This is a genomic window from Nitratireductor alexandrii (assembly GCF_004000215.1).
Lineage (GTDB): Bacteria > Pseudomonadota > Alphaproteobacteria > Rhizobiales > Rhizobiaceae > Mangrovimarina > Mangrovimarina alexandrii.
Genome location: NZ_RBVY01000004.1, coordinates 500,919 through 525,003, shown reverse-complemented (window position 1 = coordinate 525,003; position 24,085 = coordinate 500,919). Strand labels below are relative to the sequence as shown.

Genomic DNA, 24,085 nt, shown 5'->3' with positions numbered 1-24,085 from the left:
ACGGGATTGACGCCCGTCCCCGCGCGCAGTGTGCTCCAAGTCAATGCTTGGCCGCAAGAATGGCCGGTCCGGTCGGCACCCGGGTTTCGTCCACCATGCGTTGGGTTTCCTCGTCCGGCGCCGGCGTCAGCAAGGTGACGACGACCATGGCGACGAGGCTGGTCGCCATGCCGACGATGCCGAAACGCAGATGGTCGAGCCCCATCCACGGCGTGCCGCCGGTATAGACGTAGTAGAGATAGGCCGAGCCGGCGGTGAAGCCGAAGACCATACCTGCGATCGCGCCGGCCGTGTTGGCCCGTTTCCACCATACGCCGAGCGCCAGTGGGAAAAACAGGCCCGAGGCCGCGAAGCAGAACGCCCAGGCCACGGCTCCCAGAATGCCGGTCAACTGCAGCGAGGCGATCAAGGCCGCCGCGGCGCCGATGACGAGCAGGAGCACGCGTGCCACGATCAGCCGGACGGCGGTGTCCGCTTTCGGGTCGATGATCTTGTAGTAAAGATCGTGGCTGAGCGCGTTGGCGATCGCCAGAAGCAGGCCGTCGGCGGTCGACATCGCGGCTGCCATGCCGCCGGCCGCGACGAGGCCGGAAATGACATAGGGCAGGCCGGCAATTTCCGGAGTCGCCAAGACGACGATGTCGGGTCGCATGAAGAACTCGTTCAATTGCAGGATGCCGTCGCCGTTCTGATCGACGACGGCCAGGAAGCCGACATCGGACCAGTTCTGGATCCAGGCCAGGTTCTGCACCTCCTCGATCGACTTGCCGATGATCGCGGTCGGCAGGCTGGGATCGAGCAATTGCAGCTTTGTCAGCGTGGCGAGGGCCGGTGCGGTGAAGTAGAGCAGAAAGATGAACAGCAGCGACCAGGCCACCGACTTGCGCGCCGCCCGCACGGACGGCGTCGTGAAGTAACGCATGAGGATGTGCGGCAGCGACGCGGTACCGGCCATCATGCACAAGGCCAGCGTGACGAATTTCCACTGCGCCAGATCGCCGACCGGTCCGGTATGGGGCGTGGTCAGCACCGACAGGCCAGGTATGGCCTCAGCCGGCGGATTGAGACCGTATTGCGCTTCGAACTGGGCCATGCCGGCCGCCGCCTCGCCATAGGTGAAGTGCGGAATGATGCCGAAACCCTGCGCGTTCGACATCCAGATCACCGGCACCAGATAGGCGATGATGAGCACGATGTATTGCGCCACCTGCGTCCAGGTCACGGCGCGCATGCCGCCGAGCATGGAGCACAGGAGAATACCGAGCAGGCCGAACCACACGCCGTAGGAGAACGGGATGTGCAGGGCGCGCGCGGCGATCGTGCCGGTGGCGTTGATCTGTGCCGTGACATAGGTGAACGACGCCACCACGAGCACCACGACCGCGCAGAAGCGGGCGAGATTGCCGCCGTAGCGCGTGCCGACGAAGTCGGGCACGGTGTAGCAGCCGAATTTGCGCAGATAAGGCGCCATCAGCGAGTTGACGAGCACGTAGCCGCCGGTCCAGCCGACGATGAAGGCCATATAGCCGTAGCCGCCGAAATAGACGCCGCCGGCCAGCGCCACGAAGGACGCGCCCGACATCCAGTCGGCCGCCGTGGCCATGCCGTTATAGACCGCCGGAACCTGACGGCCTGCGACGTAATAGGCGTCGACTTCCATCGTGCGCGACAGCCAGCCGATCAGCGCGTAGATGGCGATGGTGAAGGCGACGAACAGGATGCCGATCGTGTCGGCGCCAACGCCCATTTGCTCGAGGATCGCCATCAGGATGATGAAGGCGATGAAGCCGCCGGTGTAGATCCCGTAGACGCGCCCGATATTGTCGAGAAAAGCCCCTTTGATCATGGCCATGATACGTCTCCTAGTCGTCGGCAACGCCGAATTCTTCGTCGATCTGGTCCTGGCGCCAGTTCTGGAAGAAGATGAGAACAACGAAGGCGATCAGCGAGCCTTGGGCGATCATGTAGTAGCCAAGTGGAAAGCCCAGGAAGGTGACGCTGTTGAGCGAGCTGACGAACCAGGGGATCACCAGTGAGAAGAAAAACCAGAGCACGAGAACGACGATCGTCAGGCTTCTGGTTTTCGACCAATAGCGATCCCGGGCTTCGTCGCTCAATTGAGCGTGTTCGCCGGACATGGTTATTTCCCTCCCTACATTGTGCTGGAAGCATTTGCCGCCAGCGGCCACATCACCGATTCCTGGTAGGGAATCGCACTGATGATCGGACAGGATCATCTATCGGCCCGACAATGGGAATTGAGACATTGGTCGTATCAAGAGGTTGCAAGGGGTGGTTTTGTTGAGCGCTAAACTAGTATCCGGCCTGGCGCTTCTGCGCCAATTCGCGTCACGCCTGACGGTGCGGCGCGACACGGCGCCGATCGACAGCGTCGAGGCGCTGTACGGCTTCGTCAGCACGCGCGCCGCCTTCGTCGCGCAGAAGAAGCTCTACGGCTATCTCAAGGCGCGTATGGGCACGCGTTATCCGTCGATGTTCGAGGATGAGGCGTTCGTGGCCTCGGTCAATATCGCCAAGATGCACGTGTTTGCCGCGGCGCTTTCCGATCTCGCCGTGCATGCGGTTGCACGCGTCGGCGCGGGATCGGCCTTGGACGATGCGTGCAGGCACGGCCTGGCCCAGCGCTGCTTTCGCGCCGGCCTGGCCGACAACGCCGCCGAAATGCGCGACGAAGCGACCCTGGCCGCATGGCTGACGGCATTCGATGCACGGCTCGAGGGCGTACAGTGGGCGAACCTGGTGGCCGGCGGCGATGCGTTTAGCGAAAGCCCCAGGGCGCTGCTGCACTGGGCGCCGATCGCCGACCGGCTCAAGCGCTACGATGCCGAGATCGTCGAAAATTCGATCCGGTTCGCCTGGATCGAGATCCGGCGCGACCTGGCACGGCGTCTCGACGCCCGCGCCGTTGCGGCGGACGCCGCGCTAGAGAGTGGTTAGAAACCCTTCCGCCTCGGCTTCGGCGCGGCCCAATTCGAGATTGACGCTGTTCTGTGAGCCGTAGAGAAAGCCGATGTCGCGGTCGAGCTGGCTGATCTGTGCGCGGATCGCCGCGTCTTTGGCGGGATCCTTGCCGAGCGAGGCCGTCAGTTCGCGGCGTTCGTTTTCCTTGCGGGAAATGTCGCTCTGGATGCTGTCGCGCCGGGCACGCGCCTCGTGGACACGTTTTCCGAGCTGATAGCCCTGTGTGAACAGCCCGTCCAGTTGTGGCGGGCAGACATTGGCGTAGCTCTTGCCCTCGGACCCCACCCGGACGGCGTTTTGCGGCGTGCAGTAGCGGATCAGGCCGGCTTCGCGCCCTGCCAGCCAGGCCGACTGGTCGGGTTCGATGCCGATGCGCTGGCAGGCCTTGGCGTGTTTGAGAATGTAGTCGGTGGTGCGGCCGGCTGCCCCGTCGGTCTCACCGACGATGCGCCAGTCGGCGACGGCGCATTCCTCTTTGCTCATCGTCTGACACGAGGCGACGACAATCGCCAGCACGCCCAAGACCGATCCGCTCACCGCCAAGCGCGCTGTCGCCCTCATGTCCGTCCCCCTCGCGGATGTTCAAGACGCCCAGTTAGAGAGTTTGTGCCCATGCCGACAATGCGCCGCCCCGTTTTATGTCGTGTTTCCACAACGCAGAAAGCCCCGCGGCGTGGCCGCGGGGCTTTCGCGATGTCGGCAATCGCGCTGTTCGGGCCGATCAGACCGAATAATACATATCGAACTCGACCGGATGCGGCGTCATCTCGTAGCGCAGCACCTCGTGCATCTTGAGTTCGATATAGGCGTCGATCTGGTCGTCGTCGAACACGCCGCCGGCCTTCAGGAAGGCGCGGTCCTTGTCGAGGCTGGCAAGCGCCTCGCGCAGCGACGTGGCGACCGTCGGCACGCGCTTCAATTCCTTCGGCGGCAGATCGTAGAGATCCTTGTCCATGGCCTGGCCGGGATGGATCTTGTTCTTGATGCCGTCGAGCCCGGCCATCAGCATGGCAGCGAAGGACAGGTAGGGGTTGGCGGCCGGATCGGGGAACCGGACCTCGACGCGCTTTGCCTTCGGCGAGGTGCTGAAGGGGATTCGGCAAGAGGCGGAGCGGTTGCGGGCCGAATAGGCCAAGAGCACCGGTGCCTCGAAGCCGGGAACCAGGCGCTTGTAGGAGTTGGTCGAGGGGTTGGCGAAGGCGTTGATCGCCTTGGCGTGCTTGATGATGCCGCCAATGTAGAACAGGCAGCTTTCGGACAGGCCGGCATATTCGTTGCCGGCGAAGGTCGGCTTGCCGTCCTTCCAGATCGACTGGTGCACATGCATGCCCGAGCCGTTGTCGCCATAGACGGGCTTGGGCATGAAGGTTGCGGTCTTGCCATAGGCGTTGGCGACCTGGTGAATGACGTATTTATAGATCTGCAACTTGTCGGCGTTGCGGGTCAGCGTGTCGAACTTGATGCCGAGCTCGTGCTGGGCGGCGCCGACCTCGTGGTGGTGCTTTTCGACCACGACGCCCATTTCGGCCATCACGGTCAGCATTTCCGAGCGCATGTCCTGCAGCGAATCGACCGGCGGCACCGGGAAATAGCCGCCCTTGACGCGCGGGCGGTGGCCGAGATTGCCGGTTTCGTAATGGGTGTCGTCGTTGGACGGCAGTTCGGTCGAATCGAGCACGAAACCGGTATTGTAGGGGTCGGCCTTGTACTTGACGTCGTCGAAGACGAAGAACTCGGCTTCCGGGCCGACATAGCAGGTGTCGCCGACGCCCTCGGACTTCAGATAGGCTTCCGCCTTCTTGGCCGTGGTGCGCGGATCGCGATTATAGGCCTCGCCCGACACAGGATCGAGGATGTCGCACAGAAGCACCATCGTGGACTGGGCGAAGAAGGGGTCCATATGGGCGGTTTCGGTGTCCGGCATCAGCACCATGTCGGATTCGTTGATCGCCTTCCAGCCGCCGATGGAGGAGCCGTCGAACATGACGCCGTCGGCGAACATGTCCTCGTCGACCGCCGCCACGTCCATCGTGACGTGCTGCATCTTGCCCTTGGGGTCGCTGAAGCGCAGATCGACGAACTTCACGTCGTTGTCCTTGATCTGCTTAAGGATTTCATTGGCTGTCGTCATGGTCTCTCTTTCCCTGTCTGACGTGTGACATGCCTTGCGGGCAATTTGTGATGAGCGGTCGGCGTTCTTTCGCAAACGGAGACAGCGCCCGATTTCTTGTCAAAGCCGCTTTGCCTGAAAAATCGGCCTGAACCCGGTGCGGCCGCTCTAGATCGCCTCGACGCCGGTTTCGCCGGTGCGGATGCGCACGACTTCCTCGACGCTGGAGACGAAAATCTTGCCGTCTCCGATCCGTCCGGTCTGCGCGGCCTTGCGAATCGCCTCGATCGCCGCCTCGACCGCATCGTCGGACAGCACGATCTCGACCTTCACCTTCGGCAGGAAGTCGACGACGTATTCGGCGCCGCGATAGAGCTCGGTATGGCCTTTCTGGCGTCCGAAACCCTTGGCTTCGGTGACGGTGATGCCTTGCAGGCCCACGTCCTGAAGCGCTTCCTTCACCTCGTCGAGTTTGAACGGCTTGATGATCGCCTCGATCTTTTTCATCTAGGTTTCGGCCTCCGCTGGCATCGATGTCGGGTGATTTTCCCGCGCTGCGACCTCATAAGCATGAACCGTGCCAGTTCGGTTCATGGCCGAGAGGCAGACCTCGCCATCGTCCCGGTCGCCCAAAATCGGGGATTTGCGCGGCTCGGGTACCGGTTTGGCGAGGCACAGGGCGGCGGGCTGTGCGCGGGCATCATGCGGCGTGATTAATTCGTGTGCAACCGGCACAAAAAAACGGCAGACGATGCCGTGGCGGGGGCACGCTCCGCCGGATAATGTGGCCGCGAACAGGGAGGTGCGCGGTGAGCGACGAATTGCTGACACCGGGCCAGATGGCCGAAGCAGACCGCCTGGCGATCGAAGGCGGACCGCTCGACGGCTACGGGCTTATGCTCAATGCCGGGCGCGCGGTGGCCGCCGCGGTGCTGGCGCGTTTTCCGCAGGCCCGCCATGCCCATATTCTGTGCGGGCCCGGCAATAATGGCGGCGACGGGCTGGTGGCGGCGCGGTTTCTGCGCGCGGCGGGAATGGCGGTCTCTGCCTATCTCGGGCCGCCGCCGCGCGAGGGCGGCGATGCGGCGCGCGCACTTGCCGATTTTTGCGATACGGTGCGGCCGCTGGAGGCGTTTTGCGCCACGTCGGACGATGTCGTCGTGGACGCGCTGTTCGGCGCCGGCCTCGCCCGGCCGCTCGATGGCATTTTTGCCGCGCTGGTCGACAGGGTGCGGCAGTCGGAGGCGCCGGTGGTGGCCGTAGATCTGCCTTCGGGCGTATCCGGGCAAAGCGGAGCCGTGCTGGGTGCGGCGGTGGCCGCGCGGCACACCGTCACCTTTTTCCGGCGCAAGCCCGGCCATCTGCTTTTTCCCGGTCGCGGGCTCTGCGGTACCGTCGAACTCGTCGATATCGGCATTCCGCGCCGGGTGCTGGCCGAGATCGGCGTCGACCTGTTCGAAAACACGCCGCGCCTGTGGCTGGACGCCTTGCCGGTCCCGGATCCGCAGCGGCACAAATACAGGCGCGGCCATGCCGGCGTCTTTTCCGGTGGCCCGTCGGCAACCGGTGCGGCCAGGCTTGCGGCGATGGCGGCGGCACGATCGGGCGCCGGTGCGGTCACGCTTCTGTCGCCGGCCTCGGCCCTGCAGGTCAATGCCGCGCATCTGACGTCGATCATGCTGCGGCGCGCCGACGATCCCGACGATGTCGCCGCCTTCATCGCCGCACGCAAATTGTCGGCGCTAGCGATCGGGCCAGCCTTCGGGGTCGGCGAAAAATGCCGCGTTTTCGTGGCCATGGCGGCAGGACTGCGACGCGAAAGCGGGCTGGGCCTTGTTCTCGACGCGGATGCGCTGACCTCGTTTGAGGACGAACCGGAAACGCTGTTTGCCGGTTTGCATACCGACGGCGGCGGGCAGGCGGGGCCCGTGGTGCTGACGCCTCACGAAGGCGAGTTCGCCCGCCTGTTTCCCGATCTCGGCGCGGATGGCGGCCTTTCGAAGGTGGAGCGCGCCCGCCGGGCGGCCGCGCGCGCCGGCGCGACCGTGGTGCTGAAGGGGGCCGACAGCGTGATCGCCGCGCGGGGCGGGCGGGCGGCAATCAGCGTGCATGCCAGTCCCTATCTCGCCACCGCCGGGTCCGGCGACGTGCTGACCGGCCTGATTGCGGGCCTGCTTGCCCAGGGCGTGCCCGGGTTCGAGGCCGCGGCGGCGGCCGTGTGGCTGCATGGCGACGCCGGCCTGCGCCTGGGAGCGGGGCTGGTGGCCGAGGATCTGCCGGGCACGATCCCCGCCGTGCTGGCAGGCTTGTCGGCGGCCGATGACAGCGTTTCGTGAGGGGCGGCGAGCCGCTCCCCAAACGCGCAAATCATTGACGCCCCTTCGCCTTCGACCGTTGCGCCGCTGCGCGATATGGGCGCCGCCGTCAGCGGCCGGCCCGGTAAAAGACCGTCGGTTCGATGCCGGCCTCGCGCGCGATCGCATAGGCGAGATAGCTCGCGTCGGGATCGTCGCCCATGCCGAGCGAGCCCTGGGGCATGCCGGGCACGGCTATGCCGGCGATTTCCGGCTTTTCGGTCAGGAGTTTGTCCACGGCTTCCAGCGGCACGTGACCTTCGATAAAATAGCCGTCGATGGCGGCGGTGTGGCAGGCCTGCATCGTGTCGGGCACCCCGGCCTGTTTCTTGACCTGATCGAGATCCTCGACGTCGTGCATCCTTATTTCAAAGCCGGCTTTTTCGACCGCGTCGGCCCAGGCCTGGCAACAGCCGCACCAAGGGGATTTCCATACGGTGATGGTGCCGCGCTCGGCCGCGACGGCCGCGTGCGACGTCAGGGCCAGAACAAGCGTCGAAGCAAACATGAAGGTTCGGGGCAGGGGCAAAGGCGGTCTCCTCGAATGGGGCGGTTGGCGCATACCGGGTCGGTGGCGTGCGACGATGACATGAATCCTGAGGCTTCCGGTAGCTGGAAGGTCAACCCCGGTCTTGTGTGGGATGGCGCCAAACCAGCGGCCTGACGCGCGCGTGGTGGGTCCAATGCCATACTGGACTTTGCCTGCCGGCCCGCCCATGATCCGATTTTGGGCCAAACAGCGGGAGGCAGGATGCTGAGGGTAGAGAAGGTCGCGATCGCGTCGATCTACGTGCCGACCGCGCGGCGCAAGACCCTGCATCCCGATACGGTGCGCCATCTTGCCGAGGATATTCTGGAAAACGGCATGAAAGTGCCGATCCAGGTCCGCCACGACGGCAAGCGCCACGTGCTGGTCGAGGGGCTGCACCGGTTGGAAGCGGCGAAATGGCTCGGCGAAATCGAGATCGACGCTTATTTCGTCCAGGCGCGCAAGCACTGACGCACCGCCGGTGATGCCGTCAACTGCACGATGGGGCGAAAACCGGGAGGCGGGATGACGATGAACGGCACCGCACGCATGGAGCAGCGGGAGGTCGAGGGGCTTGCCGAGCGGATCTGCGTCGCGCTGGAGACCGGCCGGCAGATCGCGCCGGTGTCGGAAACCCGGCCCGACCTGGAACTTGAGGACGCCTATCGCGTCTCGGGCGCGATCGCGGCACGGCGGGCAAGGCGCGGGGAACGCATTGCCGGCTGGAAGATCGGTTTCACCAACCGCACGATCTGGTCCGAATATGGCATCTTCGCCCCGATCTGGGGCCCGGTCTATGACTGCACGCTCGGTCCGGCCGGGACGCCGAGGGCGCCAACCGAGGCCGCGGCGATGACCATGCCCGAACCGCGCATCGAACCCGAGATCGTTTTTCGGCTGAAAAGCGGGCCGCGCAAGGGCATGGATGAGGCAGTGCTGTTTTCGTGCATCGAGGCGGTCGGGCACGGTTTCGAGATCGTGCAGTCGGTCTTTCCCGGCTGGCGGTTTCGCCCGGCCGATACGGTCGCGGCCTGCGCGCTGCACGGGCGTCTCCTTGTTGGGCCGATGCTGCCGGTCAGTGCGCGGCCGGTCGGCGAATGGCTGCAAGGACTGCGCGATTTCACCCTCTCCCTGATGCGCGACGGCGAGGTGGTGGAGCGTGGCGAGGGCGAAAACGTGCTTGGCGGGCCGGTCTCGGCGCTCAGGCATTTTGTCGAGGGTTTTGACCCGCAGCCGTTTGGCCGCAAGCTTGAGGCCGGTGACGTGGTCGCGACCGGCACGGTCACGCGCGCTGTGCCGATCGCCGCCGGCCAGCATTGGAGCACCTCCGTACTCGGCCTGCCGATCGCCGGTCTCGGCGTGACGATCGCCTGAGCGTTAAGCAATGTGACGGCGATGTCTTTGCCCGGCCACCGGTTCGTCACCAATCGGACATTGGGCCGTCACCTTGGCCGCCTAGACGATGGGCGCGGGCTTGAAGATTCGGAGACGGACATGCTGCAGGACGAAGCTACACTCGATGAATTGCTGAACGATCCGATCATCCTGATGATGATGAGAAGCGACGGCGTCTCGCCCGGCGAGATCAGGCGCCTGGCCGACAAGGTGCATATGCGCGCCCACAAGTCCGGCCGGACCGCGCGGACCTTTGCCGACGGGGCTGTCAGCGCGGTGGGTGCGGGCCCGCTGCGGCTTTGCGCCTGAGGCGCGGCCGCGGCCTTGTCGGCAATCCGCTTCGCGTCGAGGCGCGGACATGGTAAAAATTCGATTCAAACTTTCTTGGTTTTTTTGAACGAGGATCGACGCTGGTTTGGTCAAACGGCGCGCGATGCGCCGTCACCCTGTTTTGTCCCGCGTACAGGTCTCCATGCGTTCGCCCGCCATCGCCGCCCTTGTTTTCGTTTGTCTCGCGCTTGCCGCCTGCACGACCGGTCCCGGCCTCGACGCCTTGAACAGCGTCGGCCCGTCGCCGGAAACGACGAGTTCCATCGTCAGGCCGTCGGCCGTCGTGCCGGAAGGCGATGGCGACGGACTGGTCGTCGAGCAGGGTGATGTCGGCGTGACGGCGCTTGCCGAGCCCGACATCGTCACCGCGGCGGCGGCCGAGAAGGTGGCCCTGATCGCGCCAGCCAAACCGGCCAGCCGGCCCACGCCCCCGGCCGCCGGCCGCAAGGTGATGCGCCAGCGTTTCGGCGACGCCCATCCGATCAATTTCGGCAAGGTCACGCCCGACGACCATGCCGTGCACGGTGTCGACGTATCGCGCTGGCAGGGCGATATCGACTGGGTCAAGCTGCGCGGGCAGGGGGCCAATTTCGCCTGGATCAAGGCCACGGATGGCGGTGACCATCTCGATCCGCTGTTCAAGAAGAATTGGCGTGCGGCCAAGGCCGCCGGCATCCCGCGCGGGGCATACCATTTTTTCTATTGGTGCCGTTCCGCCTCCTCGCAGGCCGATTGGTTCATCCGCAACGTGCCGAAGGAAAAGGGCGCGTTGCCGCCGGTCCTGGACGTGGAGTGGAACCATCTGTCGGCCTGCAAGAAGCGCCCGTCCCGAGAAATCGTGCTCGAAAAAATGCGGGTCTTTCTCGATCGGCTCGAGAAACATTACGGCCAGCGGCCGGTGATCTATACCGCACCCGATTTTTACGCCGACAATTTGAAGGGTGCTTTCCCCGACCACCCGTTCTGGCTGCGCTCAGTAGCGGCCCATCCCTCAAAGGTCTATCCGGGCCGCAAATGGCTGTTTTGGCAGTATTCGGGCTCGGGCCTGTCGCAGGGTGTCGACGGCCGCATCGACCTGAACGTGTTTCGCGGCGATGCCGGCGAATGGCGCAAATGGCTGGGGCGCGCGGCCGGATAGGCCCGGCCGGCGTATCCCGCACGGGTTTTGCCGGTCTTCATTCGAGCGTGCGCGCAACGCTACCCCATGTGGTAAAGCGGCGTCAGGCGAACACAATATTGTGTGGACCAACGGTTGTTTATGGCGTTCGGTGAACGATCGACCTATCTCAGCCGCAGACCTTGCAACCAATTCCAGGAGCCAACGCATGTCGGACACCACCGCCTACACCCCGCCGAAAGTCTGGACGTGGGACAAGGAAAACGGCGGCACGTTCGCCTCGATCAACAGGCCGATCGCCGGTGCGACGCACGACAAGGACTTGCCGGTCGGCAAGCACCCGCTGCAGCTCTATTCGCTGGCCACGCCCAACGGCGTGAAAGTAACGATCATGCTCGAGGAACTTTTGGCGCTCGGCCACGCCGGCGCGGAATACGACGCCTGGCTGATTCGCATCGGCGAAGGCGACCAATTCGGCTCGGGTTTCGTGGAGGTCAATCCGAACTCCAAAATTCCCGCGCTGATGGATCGCAGCGGCGCGGAGCCGGTGCGGGTGTTCGAATCCGGCTCGATCCTGTTTTACCTAGCCGAAAAGTTCGGCGCGTTCCTGCCGAGCGCGCAGCCGGCGCGCACCGAATGTCTGAACTGGCTGTTCTGGCAGATGGGCTCGGCGCCGTATCTCGGCGGCGGTTTCGGCCATTTTTTCGCCTACGCGCCGGAAAAATGGGAGTACCCGATCAATCGCTTCGCCATGGAGGTCAAGCGCCAGCTCGACGTGCTTGACCGGCGGCTGGCGGAGGCCGACTATCTGGCCGGCGACACCTACACGATTGCCGACATGGCGGTCTGGCCCTGGTATGGCGGGCTGGTGAAGGGCTGGAACTACGGTGCGGGCGAGTTTCTGGCGGTGCACGAATACAAGAACGTCATCCGCTGGGCCGACCAGATCCATGCGCGCGAGGCGGTCAAGCGCGGGCGCATGGTCAACCGCACGTCCGGCGACCCGGCCGGACAGCTGCACGAGCGGCACGACGCGTCCGATTTCGACACGATGACGCAGGACAAGCAAGCCGCCGAATAGCCGCTTTGCCGGCGGGCCGGGGTGCCTCGATCGCGCCGCCCGGCGCCGTTTTCATGCGGGCGGCTATCTTCTCCACATGACGGTCGTGGCAATGCGCGCGCCGTTAGCCGGCGTCGCGCGGGCGCCGACATGGTATGGCGGCGGACGCTGCGTCGCGTCTTCTCCTCGTCCTCCTTGGCTTCACCGGGGCGCTTGGCCCGGGCCGCAAGTCGGGGACCGGTCATAGCGGGCCGGTCTGCAACCAGAGCCGGTTCTCGACGCACCGGCGCCGTGTCACCTTCGGAAAATAAACAAAATGAAATTTCAAGTTTGCGCATTTGGGATATACAACCCGAAATGTATTGTCTGCAATTTCTGATCGTGAATAGTGGTGTGTGCACCTATAAATTATGCTGTCATGCACACGTCCAGAAAACCCGATGAGCGCGACAAGCAGATGGGACGGGTTCTCGCGCACCATCGCAAGGCCGCAGGCCAGTCCCAGGCCGAACTTGCGCGGCAGCTTGGCCTGTCCGGACAGCAGGTCGGAAAATATGAACGCGGGGAAAGCCGGATACCGGCCGGCCGATTCGAGGAGGCGATGGCGATTCTCGGAGCCCAAGAGGCCGCGCCGGACGGTTTTGGCGAGGAAGGGCGACCTTATAGAGTGTCGGACAACGCCAGGGCCGACGTGCTGAGGTTGCTCGACCGGCTTCGTTCCGATCTCGAGACGTGCATCGAACAGGTAAAACGGCTTTGACCCGGCCGGCTGCGCGGGCTTCGCTCGCGGGGCGCGCCGATGGGACAGCGTTGCCGCCCGTCGCCGGTCCCGTGTCGCGACGGGACGGTTGAAGGCGACCAGGGACACCCGCGCTTCAACCGCCGCTCCCTCAGGCATGCCATTTCAGGGCTTGCTCCGACGGTCTTTACCCGACCGGCCACGCCCGATTAGGCGCACCACCCCGGCTGCCGGCCATTCCAGCGCCGGGCAAGGCCTTCGGCGACCAGAATGTCGCCGAGCGAGCGGCCGTCACGGTAGACGGTACGTAGGAGCCGGCCGTAGCGGTCGCGATTTCGGCCGCCGGCGCGGCGCAATTCCACCGGCCCGGCATTCATCAATTGATGCAGACGCCGTTTGGCCTGTTCGCTGAGTATGCCTTCGCGCCGGCAGGCCGGCTCGCCGATCTCCGGCGTGTCGATATCGGCGATGCGCACTTTTTCGCCGGCGATCCAGAAGGTGTCGCCGTCGACGATGCAGTCGACCCGTGCACCGGAGCCGCAGATCGGGAAATGGCGGCGGATGGCGGTCGCCCTTTCTTCCGGCGGCTGCCACAGCGCGACCAGGCTGTCGAGCGGGTCGCGGGTGACTTTGTGTAACGCGGGCAGGGCGCCGCTTGCGCTGACGCCAAACGCAACGATTGCCGCGAGTGCGACAAGGCCGTTGAAGTGGCCGAGCATGCGCCTGATGCCGCCGCGCCGGCGGCTCGGCCGTGACGGGCGATGCCGCGCTCTGCGCGTTTTTTTCCGCCAGGGAACAATCTGCGCCATCCGTTCGCACTCCGCTTTTGGGCGGAGTTTGGGATGCGGTGTGCTACCGGCGGGTTAAGGAAGGAAGGCGGCAACCTTTCCGTTCCTGCGCCGTCCCGCGAGACGGCTGCGTTCAGGCATCGCTTGCAGGGTCTCTGCGACGCCGCTTCGCGGCGGCTCCGCCCAGGGACGACGAAGGTGGAAGGGAGTGCGGCAAATCGCCAGCGACGCACGCGCTGGCGCGATCTGACAGCCTCGGCTTCCGAATCAAATCGGCCCGGTCTCGCGACCGGGCCGATTTGCTTTCTCTGTCACCGATTCCGGTCGTGGTGCGTCACGAACACCCGGACGTCGACCCGCAGGTGTCGCATTTTTCGCAGGTGCCGTTGCGGACCATGGTGAAATTCTGGCATTCCGAGCACATATTGCCGGTATAGCCCTGCATGATCGCCTTCTGGCGCCGTTCGGCGGTGAGCGCCTTGGCTTCGCCCGCCTGCTTGTGCGCGGCGTCGGAAAAAGCCACGCCGCCCGCGGCCTCTTCCTGCGCACTTTCTTCGATCGCGACCTCGTCGGCGAGTTCCTTGGCGCGCTCCTCATAGTCGCGCTTGAAGGCGGTCGCCTGGTTCTGCAGTTCCGATACGGCCGGCTTGAGTGCCGCCGCCGTGGCGGCCGAGGCGATGGCACGCACATTGGTGCCCTGGGCGGTGGGCTGACGCATCGGCCTGTCGCCGCCGCCGGCCTGGCCCTTGGGTTCGCCCGAGCCCGACACCACCTGGAAGGCGGCGCCGCGGGTCAGCCCTTTGGACACTGGCAGCGACCGGCCCTCGGAAATACCCTTGCCGAGCGAGGTGTTGGAAAAGTCCGACGTGTCGACATGGGCAAGGTCGTGGCGGCCGATATAGGACACCGCCAGTTCCCGGAACACGTAGTCGAGGATCGAGGTGGCGTTCTTGATGGCGTCGTTGCCCTGGACCATGCCGGCCGGCTCGAACTTGGTGAAGGTGAAGGCCTCGACATACTCTTCGAGCGGCACGCCATATTGCAGGCCGAGCGAGATGGCGATGGCGAAATTGTTCATCATCGCCCGGAAGGCGGCGCCCTCCTTGTGCATGTCGATGAAGATCTCGCCGAGCCGGCCGTCGTCGAACTCGCCAGTCCTGAGATAGACCTTATGGCCGCCGATCACCGCCTTCTGGGTGTAGCCCTTGCGCCGGTTGGGCAGTTTTTCACGCTCGCGCACCACTTTCTCGACAATGCGCTCGACGATCTTTTCGGTGACGGCGGCAGCGCGCGCGGCGGCCGGATGCGCCACCAGGGTCTCGATCGCGTCGTCCTCGTCGTCCTCTTCTTCGGCGATCAGCGAGGCATTGAGCGGCTGCGACAGTTTGGAGCCGTCGCGGTAGAGCGCGTTGGCCTTGAGTGCCAGCTTCCATGACAGCATGTAGGCGGCCTTGCAGTCGTCCACCGTCGCGTCGTTGGGCATGTTGATCGTCTTGGAGATCGCGCCCGAGATGAACGGCTGGGCGGCCGCCATCATGCGGATATGGCTTTCCACCGAAAGGTAGCGCTTGCCGACCTTGCCGCACGGATTGGCGCAGTCGAACACCGGCAGGTGCTCGTCCTTGAGATGCGGCGCGCCCTCCAGCGTCATCGCTCCGCAGACATGGATGTTGGCGGCTTCGATCTCCTTCTTGGAAAAGCCGAGCGCCGGCAGCATCTCGAAGGAGAAGTCGTCGAGCTGCGCGTCGGTGAGGCCGAGCCCCTCCTTGCAGAAGGTTTCGCCGAGCGTCCACTTGTTGAACACGAACTTGATGTCGAAGGCGCTCTTGAGCGCGGCATTGAGCGTGGCGATCTGCTCGTCGCCGAAGCCCTTGGCCTTGAGCGTGCCGGGATTGACGCCGGGCGCCTGGTTCAGATTGCCGTGGCCGACCGCATAGGCCTCGATCTCGGCGATCTGCGCCTCGGAATAGCCGAGCGTGCGCAGCGCCTCCGGCACGGCGCGGTTGATGATCTTGAAATAGCCGCCGCCGGCCAGCTTCTTGAACTTCACCAGGGCGAAATCGGGCTCGATGCCGGTGGTGTCGCAATCCATGACGAGACCGATCGTGCCGGTCGGCGCGATCACGGTTGCCTGGGCGTTGCGGTAGCCGTGCTTTTCGCCGAGCTCGAGCGCGCGGTCCCACGCAGCGCGGGCATGCTCCATCAGCGCCGGGTCGGGGCAGTCCTCGGCGACCAGCGGCACCGGGTTGACGGCGAGCTTTTCATAGCCGTCGGCCTCGCCATGCGCTGCGCGGCGATGGTTGCGCATCACGCGCAGCATGGTGTCGGCATTGCGTTCGTAGTCGGGAAAGGCGCCGAGCTCGGCCGCCATCTCGGCCGAGGTGGCATAGGCCACACCGGTCATGATCGCCGTCAGCGCGCCGCAGATGGCGCGGCCTTCCTTGGAATCGTAGGGAATGCCCGAGGTCATCAGCAACCCGCCAATATTGGCGTAGCCGAGGCCGAGCGTGCGGTACTGGTAGGAAAGCCGCGCAATCTCCTTCGACGGGAACTGCGCCATCATCACCGAGATCTCGAGCACCATGGTCCACAGCCGGACCGAATGCTCGTAGGCGGCGATGTCGAACACGCCGTCCTTGCCGCGATAGGCGAGTAGGTTGAGCGAGGCCAGATTGCAGGCCGTGTCGTCGAGGAACATATATTCCGAACACGGGTTCGACGCGCGGATCGGACCGGCCGCCAGCGAGGTGTGCCAGTCGTTCATGGTGGTGTTGAAATGCAGGCCCGGATCGGCCGAGGCCCAGGCGGCGTGGCCGATCTTTTCCCACAGCTCGCCGGCCTTGACGGTGCGGGCGACCTTGCCGTCGGTGCGGCGGATCAGGTCCCAGTCTCCGTCAGCCTCGACCGCACGCAGGAAGTCGTCCTTGAGCGAGACCGAATTGTTGGAATTCTGCCCCGATACCGTCAGGTAGGCTTCCGAATCCCAGTCCGTGTCGTAGGTCGCGAAATCGAGCGCGGTGTAGCCCTGGCGCGCGAACTGGATGACGCGGCGGATATAGTTTTCCGGCACGGCGCTTTTCTTGGCCGCGCGCACCTCGCGCTTGAGCGCGGGGTTCTTGGCCGGGTCGAAGCAGTCGCCATTGTCGGCTTCGCAGTTCACGCAGGCCTTCATGATGGCATCGAGATGTTTTTTGACGATCTTGGAGCCGGTGACGAGCGAGGCGACTTTCTGCTCCTCCTTCACCTTCCAGTCGATATAGGCCTCGATGTCGGGATGGTCGACGTCGACAACCACCATCTTGGCCGCGCGTCGGGTTGTGCCGCCCGACTTGATCGCGCCAGCGGCGCGGTCGCCGATCTTCAGGAAGCTCATCAGGCCCGACGACTTGCCGCCGCCCGACAGGCTTTCGCCTTCCGAGCGCAGTTGCGAGAAGTTGGAGCCGGTGCCGGAGCCGTATTTGAACAGGCGCGCCTCGCGCACCCACAGATCCATGATGCCGCCCTCGTTGACGAGGTCGTCGCGGACCGACTGGATGAAGCAGGCATGCGGCTGGGGATGCTCGTAGGCGGATTTCGACCGGGTCAGCTTGCCGGTGAAGGGATCGACGTAATGATGGCCCTGGCCGGGGCCGTCGATGCCGTAGGCCCAGTAGAGGCCGGTGTTGAACCATTGCGGCGAGTTGGGCGCCACGCGCTGGGTGGCGAGCATGTAGCACAGCTCGTCCATGAAGGTCCGGGCGTCGTCCTCGTTGTCGAAATAGCCGCCCTTCCAGCCCCAGTAGGTCCAAGTGCCGGCAAGACGGGTGAAGACCTGGCGCGCGTCGGTCTCGGAGCCGTAGCGCTCGTCTTCGGGCAGCTCGGCCAAGGCCGCCTCGTCGGCGACCGAGCGCCACAGGAAGGACGGCACGTCGTTTTCCTCGACCCGCTTCAGCCGGGCGGGCACTCCGGCCTTGCGGAAATATTTTTGGGCCAGGATGTCGGCCGCGACCTGGCTGAACTGCGTCGGCACGTCGATGTCGGCGAGCCTGAAGACGACCGAGCCGTCCGGGTTCTTGATCTCGCTCGTGGCCTTGCGAAATTCGATCTCCGCGTAGGCCGAGAGGCTCTGCTTTGTGAAACGACGCTCGATGCGCATCTTGGTCCCTCTAGTCCCTAAATATAGCGCCTTTGTCCACAAGCGTCATGCGCTCGTCCAAAAGGCACAGGTCCGCCTTTCCCGTACGCCCTGTCTTGCGCGCCCGGGTCTCCTTTTGCCGATCCTTGTCCAAGGCCGAGAAGGTGTTCGAAAAGCACCTTCGTGATGGCTCGCAAGGCCGGCGGGTTCCTCGTACTGCCGCTGATCGCGATTCCCCGTCCCAGGGGATTTATACGCTATCTAGTGCCGAGGTTGGGCGCAAACACTAAATATAGTGTTAACAAACAATTTTTGCCACCCCAGCCCGTCGCTTTCAGGTCCCCCTCGGCACGGTTTTTTCACAGCGTCCACCAGCCCCAAGACCGGGCGGACAGCGGCTCAAACGCACAAAAATCTGGAAAAAGACCGGGCTCGGAACTCTCCGGCCGCGCTCTCAACAAGAGCACATGGCCAATAAAAAGCGACTCGTCCCGCAGCGTCAAGGGTTCGTTCTTGGAAGTTTTATGACCGCAACATCTTGTGTGTCGCAAATGTGGATAGTGGGGATGGCGGGCCTGTCCCGGTGGCGCTTCCAGGAACGCAGCAATTCCGGCCTTCAGGCCGGAAGGCGTCAGGACAGGAAGGCCAGCCCGTGGAAAATCAGCGCCGCGATCAGCGCGGTGGAGGGCACGGTGACCACCCAGGCGGTGACGATGGTGGAGAAATGGGCCCGGCGCACGAGCTTGCGCCTTTTGGCTTCCTCACGCGAAAACGTCTGTGGTCCGATGTCGGCCTCGTCCTCGTCGTCGTCGAAAACCAGAGGACCGTCGTCGGTCGCCCGCAGTCGACGTTCTGCGCGCAGGCGTACGCCTTTGCGTTCCAGATAGGCGCGCCGGCGCGACGAGTTCTGCGTATACCATTCCCGGAAAAACCCGACCCCGAACACGGCGCCGACCGCGATGTGGGTGGAACTGACTGGCAGGCCGAACCAGGAGGCGACGATGACGGTGATCGCGGCCGAAAGCGCGACGCAGAATGCACGCATCGGATTGAGCTTGGTGATCTGCTCGCCGACCATGCGCACAAGCTTGGGGCCGAACAGAAGCAGGCCGAGCGAAATGCCGAACGCGCCGATCAGCATCACCCAAAACGGTATCGAAACCTTGGCCGTCAGCGCGCCGCCGCCGGCCGCCTGGACGATCGCGGCGAGCGGTCCGACGGCGTTGGCGACGTCGTTGGCGCCGTGCGCGAAGGACAGCAACGCCGCCGAGATGATCAATGGCAGCGCGAACAGCCGGCGCAGGGACTGGTTGCGGTTTTCCATGCCGCGCGACTGGCGCGCCACGCCGACATGGGCCAGGCCCCAGGCGAACAGGAAGGTTCCGACCCCGATCAGCGCGATATGGGTGACGGGCAGGTGGACGATCTTCTTCAGCCCCTTTGTGGCAAGGTAGGCGGAGAACGCGCCGGCCATAATGCCGATCAACACCGGCACCCAGAGGCGCGCGGCGGCGATCTTGTCGTCCTGGTAGATGATGCGCGATTTCACGAAGGCCAGAAACAGCGCCGCGATCACGCCGCCGAGCAGAGGCGAGATCACCCAGCTCGCCGCGATACCGCCCATCACCGGCCAGTTGACGGCGGCGAAGCCGGCCGAGGCGATGCCGGCGCCCATCACGCCGCCGACGACGGAATGGGTGGTCGACACCGGTGCGCCGATTGCGGTCGCCAGGTTGACCCAGACGGCCGAGGCGAGCAGGGCCGCCATCATGGCGCTGACGAAAACGCCCGGACCGGCGACTGCGCCGGTGTCGATAATGCCCTTGGAGATGGTGTCGACGACATCGCCGCCGGCGATCAGAGCCCCGGCGGTTTCGCAAAGCGCGGCCATGACCAGAGCGCCGCCCATCGTGAGCGCGCGCGCGCCGACGGCCGGGGCGACATTGTTGGCGACATCGTTGGCGCCGATATTGAGCGCCATATAGGCGCCGATCGCGGCGGCGGCGATGATGGCGATGGCGCCCGGTTCGCCGGCCACGAAGACGGCGACGGCGATGGCGACGAACGCCATGAAGAAGAGCGCGAGTCCGGGCGCGGCCAAGCCGCGGGCGAGAAAGCTGGTCGCTTCCTCTACCTGGGCAAGCTTTTCCAGATCCTTGTCGAGCGTCGCCTTGCGCGCCGTCTCGCTGGCCTCGGTCATCGCGATCCCGCTCCCATCTCGGCCCCTGCGGTAGAGGAGGCGGCGTGCGGGCTCAAGGCCGCATCACGGCAGTTGATGAAAGGCATGATGAATAGTCGTGGAAAACCGTCGCTGCCCTGATCGGCGCGCCGTTCAGGTCGGAATCGCGAAATCGCCGATCAGCTCCGCGAGATCCCGCTCGCGTACCCGCAGCGCGGCTTCGCCGACGGGAAACCACTTGCGCAGACGCTGGCCCTTTTCCGGCCAGTCCTTGTCGATCCGCTCGACCTTCAGGGGAAAGACGAGAACCTCGCAGCGGGCCTCAAGGCCGGTTTTCAGGTTTTTGCCGTAGAGATAGTGCCCGATATCCTCCGAGCAGATCGCGCCGTGCAGGCCGGCTTCCTCGGTCGCCTCGCGGGCGGCCGATTCGTGCAGCAGCTCGCCTTTTTCCGGCCAGCCCTTCGGCAACACCCAGCGGCCGGTATCGCGGCTGGTGATCAGCATCACCTCAAGCCCGCGCCCGGTCTGGCGCCAGGGCAGCGCGGCGACCTGAACGCGCGGCGGCACGCCGCCAAGCAGGCGCCGAACCCTGTCGACCGAATGTTGCCATGAGCGCTGACTGATCAGCATGGGTGGACCGAACCTCCGCGTAACGAATCGCCAGCTTAGCCGATGGCATGAAACATGCCAGTCGGCGATGAATATTCCATGTCGCCTGGCTGGTGGCTTGCATGTCGATAAGCCGACTATGCAAATCAAATACGGCTTTATCGTGAAAATTCAAGACCCTGACCAGTCGGTCGCGAGATCTTTTGCGCCGTTTGCTTGCCGCTGCCTACGTCGCGTGGCGCGCTGGTCTCAGTTGCGGTCGTCTTCGGAAATCGGACGCTGATAGGTGAAGCCCATGTCCCAGGGGAAATAGATCCAGGTGTCCTGGGACACTTCGGTGACGAAGCTGTCGACCAGCGGGCGGCCCTTCGGCTTGGCGTAAACGGTGGCGAAATGGGCCTTTGGCATCATCGCCCGCACCACGGCGGCGGTCTTGCCGGTGTCGGTCAGGTCATCGACGATCAGCACATCGGCGCCGTCGTTTTCCAACAGCACCGGGCTCACCTCCTTCAGCACCTTCAGTTCACCCTGGGCAGCATAGTCGTGATAGGAGGCGATCGATACCGTCTCGATGACCCGAATGCCGAGTTCGCGCGCGATGATTGCCGCCGGTACCAGACCGCCGCGGGTGATGCACACGATCGCCTTCCACGTGCCGCCATTGCCGGTAAGCCGCCAGGCGAGGGCACGCGCATCGCGGTGGAACTGATCCCAGGAGACGGGAAAGGCTTTTTCTGGGAGCGACATCGCGACCGTCTCTTTTTCAGCATCTCGATGCGGCAGAGCCTTATGCGCAGTTGGAGCAAAAAGGCAAGCGTTGCTTGGCCGGGGTATGTGGCGGCGCGTCAGTCGCGGCCGGGCCGGGCATCGCGCGAAAACAGATAGATGACGAAAGCCACGCCGAGTGTCACGGCATAAAAGGCAAACAGGGCAACATAGGCGGTGGCCGGTCTTTCCGGGCTCGCCGCCGCGCTGACGACACCGCCGCTGGCGAATTGCATCAGGCCGACGCCGCCGATTGCGAAAAAGTTCATCAGCGTCACGCCGCGCCCGGTCAGGTGGCCGGGAAAGAAGGCCCGCGCATGCGCCATCAGCATGCCGTAACTCGCACCGGCGATGCCGACCACCACCAGCGCCGCGGCTGCGGTGACGATCGAGGCGGCCGGAAACAGCATCAGGAAGACGAGTGCGGCAAGACAGATCGCGTTGCCGGCGACCACGACCCATTTGCGGGTGCGAAACACGGTGTCGAGCGGCCCGTAGACAAACGAGCCGGCCACCATGCCGAGTGCCATGAACAGCGTGACGTTGCCGATCATCAAGGCGTCGGCGCCGTGCATGTCGGTCAGGAACGGGCCGGCCCACAATCCGCGAATGCCGATCGGCGGTGCGTAATTGATGGCCATCAGCGGAATGATCGGCCACAACACTTTCAGCCGCATCAATTCGAAATAGCCCGAAAAGCCGCTCGAGGTGCCGGCAGAATCCCGATCCGGCGGCGGATCGCGCACGACCAGATGCAGCGCGACGGCGACCGCGAGCGTGATGACGCCGAGCCCGACCATCACCGCACGCCAGCCGAACAGCTCGGCCGAGGCGGCGAGCGGCGCCGCGCCCAGCACGTTTCCGAGCGTGCCGATGCCGACGAACCACGATGTCAGCACGGCAAAGCGCATCGGCGAATAGGTCTTAGCGAAGATGAAAAGCGGCGCCATCAGCACCGGCGAGCAGCCGATGCCGATCAGCGTCATGGCTAGGACGATCATCCAGGGCGCGTTGGCCAGGGAAAACAGCACGGCGCCGCCGCCGGCGCCGACAGCCAGCAGAACCGAGGCCGTGCGGCGCGGTCCGAAGCGGTCGAGCGAGACGCCGACGATGAACTGCATCAGCGCGAAGGCGATGAACCAGGCGCCGGAGGCGAGCGACAGTTCCGCCTTGCTGGCGCCGAGTTCTCCGGCCAGCGCCGGCGTCAGAACGGCGAGGAAGGAGCGATAGAACTGCGATAGAATATAAGCGAAGGCGAATGCGACGATGCCGGCCATCTTGTCCCGCGTGTGCTGGAGCTCACGGCGCGATCCGTCGCGCCATGGCCAGCCACGGCCGGCCCTGACGCACAGCTTACAAAATCGGGACGGCCCCGCACAATTGCCGCGGGGCCGTCAAATATTGGACCAGTGTCGCTCAGGCCGCCTTGGCGAAGCGGGCGCGTTGCGGCCGGCGGCGGCGGCGCTGCGGCCGAGGCTTGGCGGCGGCGCCGGCGTCCTGGGCACCGGCGGGCCGGGGCTTTTTCTTGCCGTCGTGGCCGTGGGCCGGCTTGGCGGGTTTTGCCCGCGGGCGGTTCCTCTCGGCCTCGTCGACGCCCCGTGCCGAGCGGGGCTGCGGGGCGGGATCGGGTTCGCCGGTATGGTCGGCCATCACTTCGAGGCGGGTGCGCGTGATCCTTTCGACGGCGCGCAGCTTGGCGCGTTCATCGGGCGCGCACAACGTGATGGCCGTGCCGTCGGCTCCGTTGCGGCCGGTGCGGCCGATCCGGTGCACATAGGTCTCGGCCTCGTCCGGCAGATCGTAATTGACCACGTGGGTAATGCCGGGCACGTCGATGCCGCGCGCGGCGATGTCGGTGGCCACGAGCACGCGCACGTCACCGGCGCGGAAGCCGTTGAGCGCCTTCTGGCGCGCGTTCTGCGACTTGTTGCCGTGAATCACGGCGGCCGAAATGCCGTCCTGCTCGAGCTGGCGCGTCACTTTGTCGGCGCCGTGCTTGGTGCGGGAAAACACGATCACGGTTTTCATCGCCGGGTCGGCGAGCAGCCCCGCCAGCACGACGCGTTTTTGCTTGGTGCGGGCAAGCACCAGGTGCTGGCCGATTTCGGCCACGGTCGTCGATTGCGGGGCGACCGACACCGAAACCGGATCCTTGAGCAGCTCCATGGCGAGCTTTTCGATTTCGGCCGGCATGGTCGCTGAAAACAGCGCGACCTGGCGCTTGGGATGGGTCGCGCGCGCCAGGCGCCGCACATCGTTGATGAAGCCCATGTCGAGCATGCGGTCGGCCTCGTCCAGCACCAGCCAGCGGGTCTCGGAGAGCCGGACGTCGCCGGCGCGCACCAGGTCGGTCAGCCGGCCGGGCGTCGCGACGAGCACGTCGACGCCGTCGCGCAGCCTTTTGGTCTGGCTGTTGCGTGACACGCCGCCGAGCACCAGTGCGGTGGTGATATGGGCGCCGCGCGAAAACAGCCGGAAGGCTTCCTCGATCTGGACGGCAAGCTCGCGCGTCGGCGCCAGCACCAGCGCGTGCGCGGTCTTGGGCTGCCGGCGTGCGCCAAGCGCCATGATCGCCGACAGAACCGGCAGTGCGAAGGCGGCCGTCTTGCCCGAGCCGGTCTGGGCGATGCCGAGCACGTCGCGACCCTCAAGCATATGCGGGATGGCCTGGGTCTGGATCGGCTTGGGGTCTGAGAACCCGGCCTTGACCAGCGCTTTCAAAAGCGCGCCGGCGATGCCGAGATCGGCGAAGCCGCTTTGCGGGTTCGCGGTGTTGATATGCGTCAAAATTCTTCTCTTTCGGCAGTTTGGCACTGCGTCTCGCGCGGCAGGGCGCAACCTGCCGGTACAATGATGTCAAAAACGACGAGGCGGCGGGCCCGAGGGCGCGCGCGGCTGCGCTGTCGTTCCGCGCGAGAATGCCGCGCGGGTGATCGTTCACACCTGCCAATGAGGGGAGGGGGAACCAGACGCAGCAAAGGCCAGTTCAGGCGGGCCGGTCGATGCCGGCCCTT

At 65.0% G+C, this 24,085-nt stretch carries 21 protein-coding genes; 8 read left to right on the top strand and 13 right to left on the bottom strand.

Going from position 1 to position 24,085, the window contains the following annotated elements; genetic code table 11:
* Positions 1-40 precede the first annotated feature (40 nt).
* Together EP380_RS12035 and EP380_RS12030 are read right to left on the bottom strand one after the other, a co-directional pair.
* Positions 41-1,852, bottom strand: a complete 1,812-nt coding sequence (locus EP380_RS12035; RefSeq protein WP_106569173.1) for a sodium:solute symporter family protein — start codon at positions 1,850-1,852, stop codon at positions 41-43.
* 10 nt (positions 1,853-1,862) lie between these two features.
* Entirely contained in the window at positions 1,863-2,138 is a 276-nt protein-coding gene (locus tag EP380_RS12030; RefSeq protein ID WP_106569174.1) for a DUF4212 domain-containing protein, read from the bottom strand.
* Positions 2,139-2,301: 163 nt separating this feature from the next.
* On the opposite strand from EP380_RS12030, the gene EP380_RS12025 reads away from it, so the two are divergent.
* Positions 2,302-2,958 (top strand): hypothetical protein, encoded by a 657-nt coding sequence (locus tag EP380_RS12025; protein ID WP_106569911.1) that lies wholly within the window; start codon positions 2,302-2,304, stop codon positions 2,956-2,958.
* Here the strand turns inward: EP380_RS12025 and EP380_RS12020 are convergent.
* From EP380_RS12020 to EP380_RS12010, 3 genes are all read right to left on the bottom strand, one after another.
* A complete protein-coding gene (locus EP380_RS12020; protein WP_106569175.1) occupies positions 2,944-3,543 on the bottom strand; it encodes a DUF2799 domain-containing protein in 600 nt (199 codons plus the stop codon). The genes EP380_RS12025 and EP380_RS12020 overlap by 15 nt on opposite strands.
* 160 nt (positions 3,544-3,703) lie before the next feature.
* Complete coding sequence (glnA, locus tag EP380_RS12015) at positions 3,704-5,113, bottom strand: type I glutamate--ammonia ligase (RefSeq protein ID WP_106569176.1); 1,410 nt, start codon at positions 5,111-5,113, stop codon at positions 3,704-3,706.
* A gap of 147 nt (positions 5,114-5,260) precedes the next feature.
* Positions 5,261-5,599, bottom strand: a complete 339-nt coding sequence (locus EP380_RS12010; protein ID WP_106569177.1) for a P-II family nitrogen regulator — start codon at positions 5,597-5,599, stop codon at positions 5,261-5,263.
* 302 nt (positions 5,600-5,901) lie between these two features.
* Here EP380_RS12010 and EP380_RS12005 point away from each other — a divergent pair, with 302 nt between their 5' ends.
* Entirely contained in the window at positions 5,902-7,428 is a 1,527-nt protein-coding gene (locus EP380_RS12005; RefSeq protein WP_127598792.1) for an NAD(P)H-hydrate dehydratase, read from the top strand.
* A gap of 88 nt (positions 7,429-7,516) precedes the next feature.
* On the opposite strand, the gene EP380_RS12000 is transcribed toward EP380_RS12005, so the two are convergent.
* Positions 7,517-7,954, bottom strand: coding sequence for a DUF411 domain-containing protein (locus EP380_RS12000; protein ID WP_106569179.1), 438 nt, complete (start codon positions 7,952-7,954; stop codon positions 7,517-7,519).
* A 243-nt stretch (positions 7,955-8,197) separates the two neighbouring features.
* On the opposite strand from EP380_RS12000, the gene EP380_RS11995 reads away from it, so the two are divergent.
* From EP380_RS11995 to EP380_RS11970, 6 genes are all read left to right on the top strand, one after another.
* A complete protein-coding gene (locus tag EP380_RS11995) occupies positions 8,198-8,446 on the top strand; it encodes a ParB N-terminal domain-containing protein (protein ID WP_106569180.1) in 249 nt (82 codons plus the stop codon).
* A 60-nt stretch (positions 8,447-8,506) separates the two neighbouring features.
* The gene (locus tag EP380_RS11990; RefSeq protein WP_127598791.1) at positions 8,507-9,349 is read left to right on the top strand and encodes a 2-keto-4-pentenoate hydratase; all 843 of its coding nucleotides are present in this window, start codon (positions 8,507-8,509) and stop codon (positions 9,347-9,349) included.
* 120 nt (positions 9,350-9,469) lie between these two features.
* Positions 9,470-9,679 carry a hypothetical protein gene (locus tag EP380_RS11985; protein ID WP_106569181.1) on the top strand — a complete coding sequence of 70 codons (210 nt, stop codon included), beginning with the start codon at positions 9,470-9,472 and terminating at the stop codon, positions 9,677-9,679.
* A 163-nt stretch (positions 9,680-9,842) separates the two neighbouring features.
* Positions 9,843-10,838: a glycoside hydrolase family 25 protein gene (locus tag EP380_RS11980; RefSeq protein ID WP_106569913.1), complete on the top strand. Its 996-nt coding sequence runs from the start codon at positions 9,843-9,845 to the stop codon at positions 10,836-10,838.
* Positions 10,839-11,025: 187 nt separating this feature from the next.
* Positions 11,026-11,898: a glutathione-dependent disulfide-bond oxidoreductase gene (gene yghU / locus EP380_RS11975; RefSeq protein WP_106569182.1), complete on the top strand. Its 873-nt coding sequence runs from the start codon at positions 11,026-11,028 to the stop codon at positions 11,896-11,898.
* Between the two features lie 397 nt (positions 11,899-12,295).
* Positions 12,296-12,637: a helix-turn-helix domain-containing protein gene (locus EP380_RS11970; RefSeq protein ID WP_106569183.1), complete on the top strand. Its 342-nt coding sequence runs from the start codon at positions 12,296-12,298 to the stop codon at positions 12,635-12,637.
* A 188-nt stretch (positions 12,638-12,825) separates the two neighbouring features.
* Here EP380_RS11970 and EP380_RS11965 read toward each other — a convergent pair whose 3' ends face one another.
* From EP380_RS11965 to EP380_RS11935, 7 genes are all read right to left on the bottom strand, one after another.
* Positions 12,826-13,335: a thermonuclease family protein gene (locus tag EP380_RS11965; RefSeq protein ID WP_127598790.1), complete on the bottom strand. Its 510-nt coding sequence runs from the start codon at positions 13,333-13,335 to the stop codon at positions 12,826-12,828.
* 403 nt (positions 13,336-13,738) lie between these two features.
* Positions 13,739-17,539 (bottom strand): vitamin B12-dependent ribonucleotide reductase, encoded by a 3,801-nt coding sequence (locus EP380_RS11960; RefSeq protein ID WP_127598789.1) that lies wholly within the window; start codon positions 17,537-17,539, stop codon positions 13,739-13,741.
* Positions 17,540-18,149: 610 nt separating this feature from the next.
* On the bottom strand, positions 18,150-19,718 hold the full coding sequence (locus tag EP380_RS11955; protein WP_106569185.1) for an inorganic phosphate transporter: 1,569 nt from the start codon (positions 19,716-19,718) through the stop codon (positions 18,150-18,152).
* Between the two features lie 132 nt (positions 19,719-19,850).
* A complete protein-coding gene (locus EP380_RS11950; RefSeq protein ID WP_106569186.1) occupies positions 19,851-20,327 on the bottom strand; it encodes an NUDIX hydrolase in 477 nt (158 codons plus the stop codon).
* Between the two features lie 228 nt (positions 20,328-20,555).
* Positions 20,556-21,053: a xanthine phosphoribosyltransferase gene (gpt, locus tag EP380_RS11945; RefSeq protein ID WP_106569187.1), complete on the bottom strand. Its 498-nt coding sequence runs from the start codon at positions 21,051-21,053 to the stop codon at positions 20,556-20,558.
* Between the two features lie 98 nt (positions 21,054-21,151).
* Positions 21,152-22,348 (bottom strand): MFS transporter, encoded by a 1,197-nt coding sequence (locus tag EP380_RS11940; RefSeq protein ID WP_106569188.1) that lies wholly within the window; start codon positions 22,346-22,348, stop codon positions 21,152-21,154.
* Between the two features lie 139 nt (positions 22,349-22,487).
* Positions 22,488-23,858 (bottom strand): DEAD/DEAH box helicase, encoded by a 1,371-nt coding sequence (locus EP380_RS11935; RefSeq protein WP_127598788.1) that lies wholly within the window; start codon positions 23,856-23,858, stop codon positions 22,488-22,490.
* Positions 23,859-24,085: the final 227 nt, after the last annotated feature.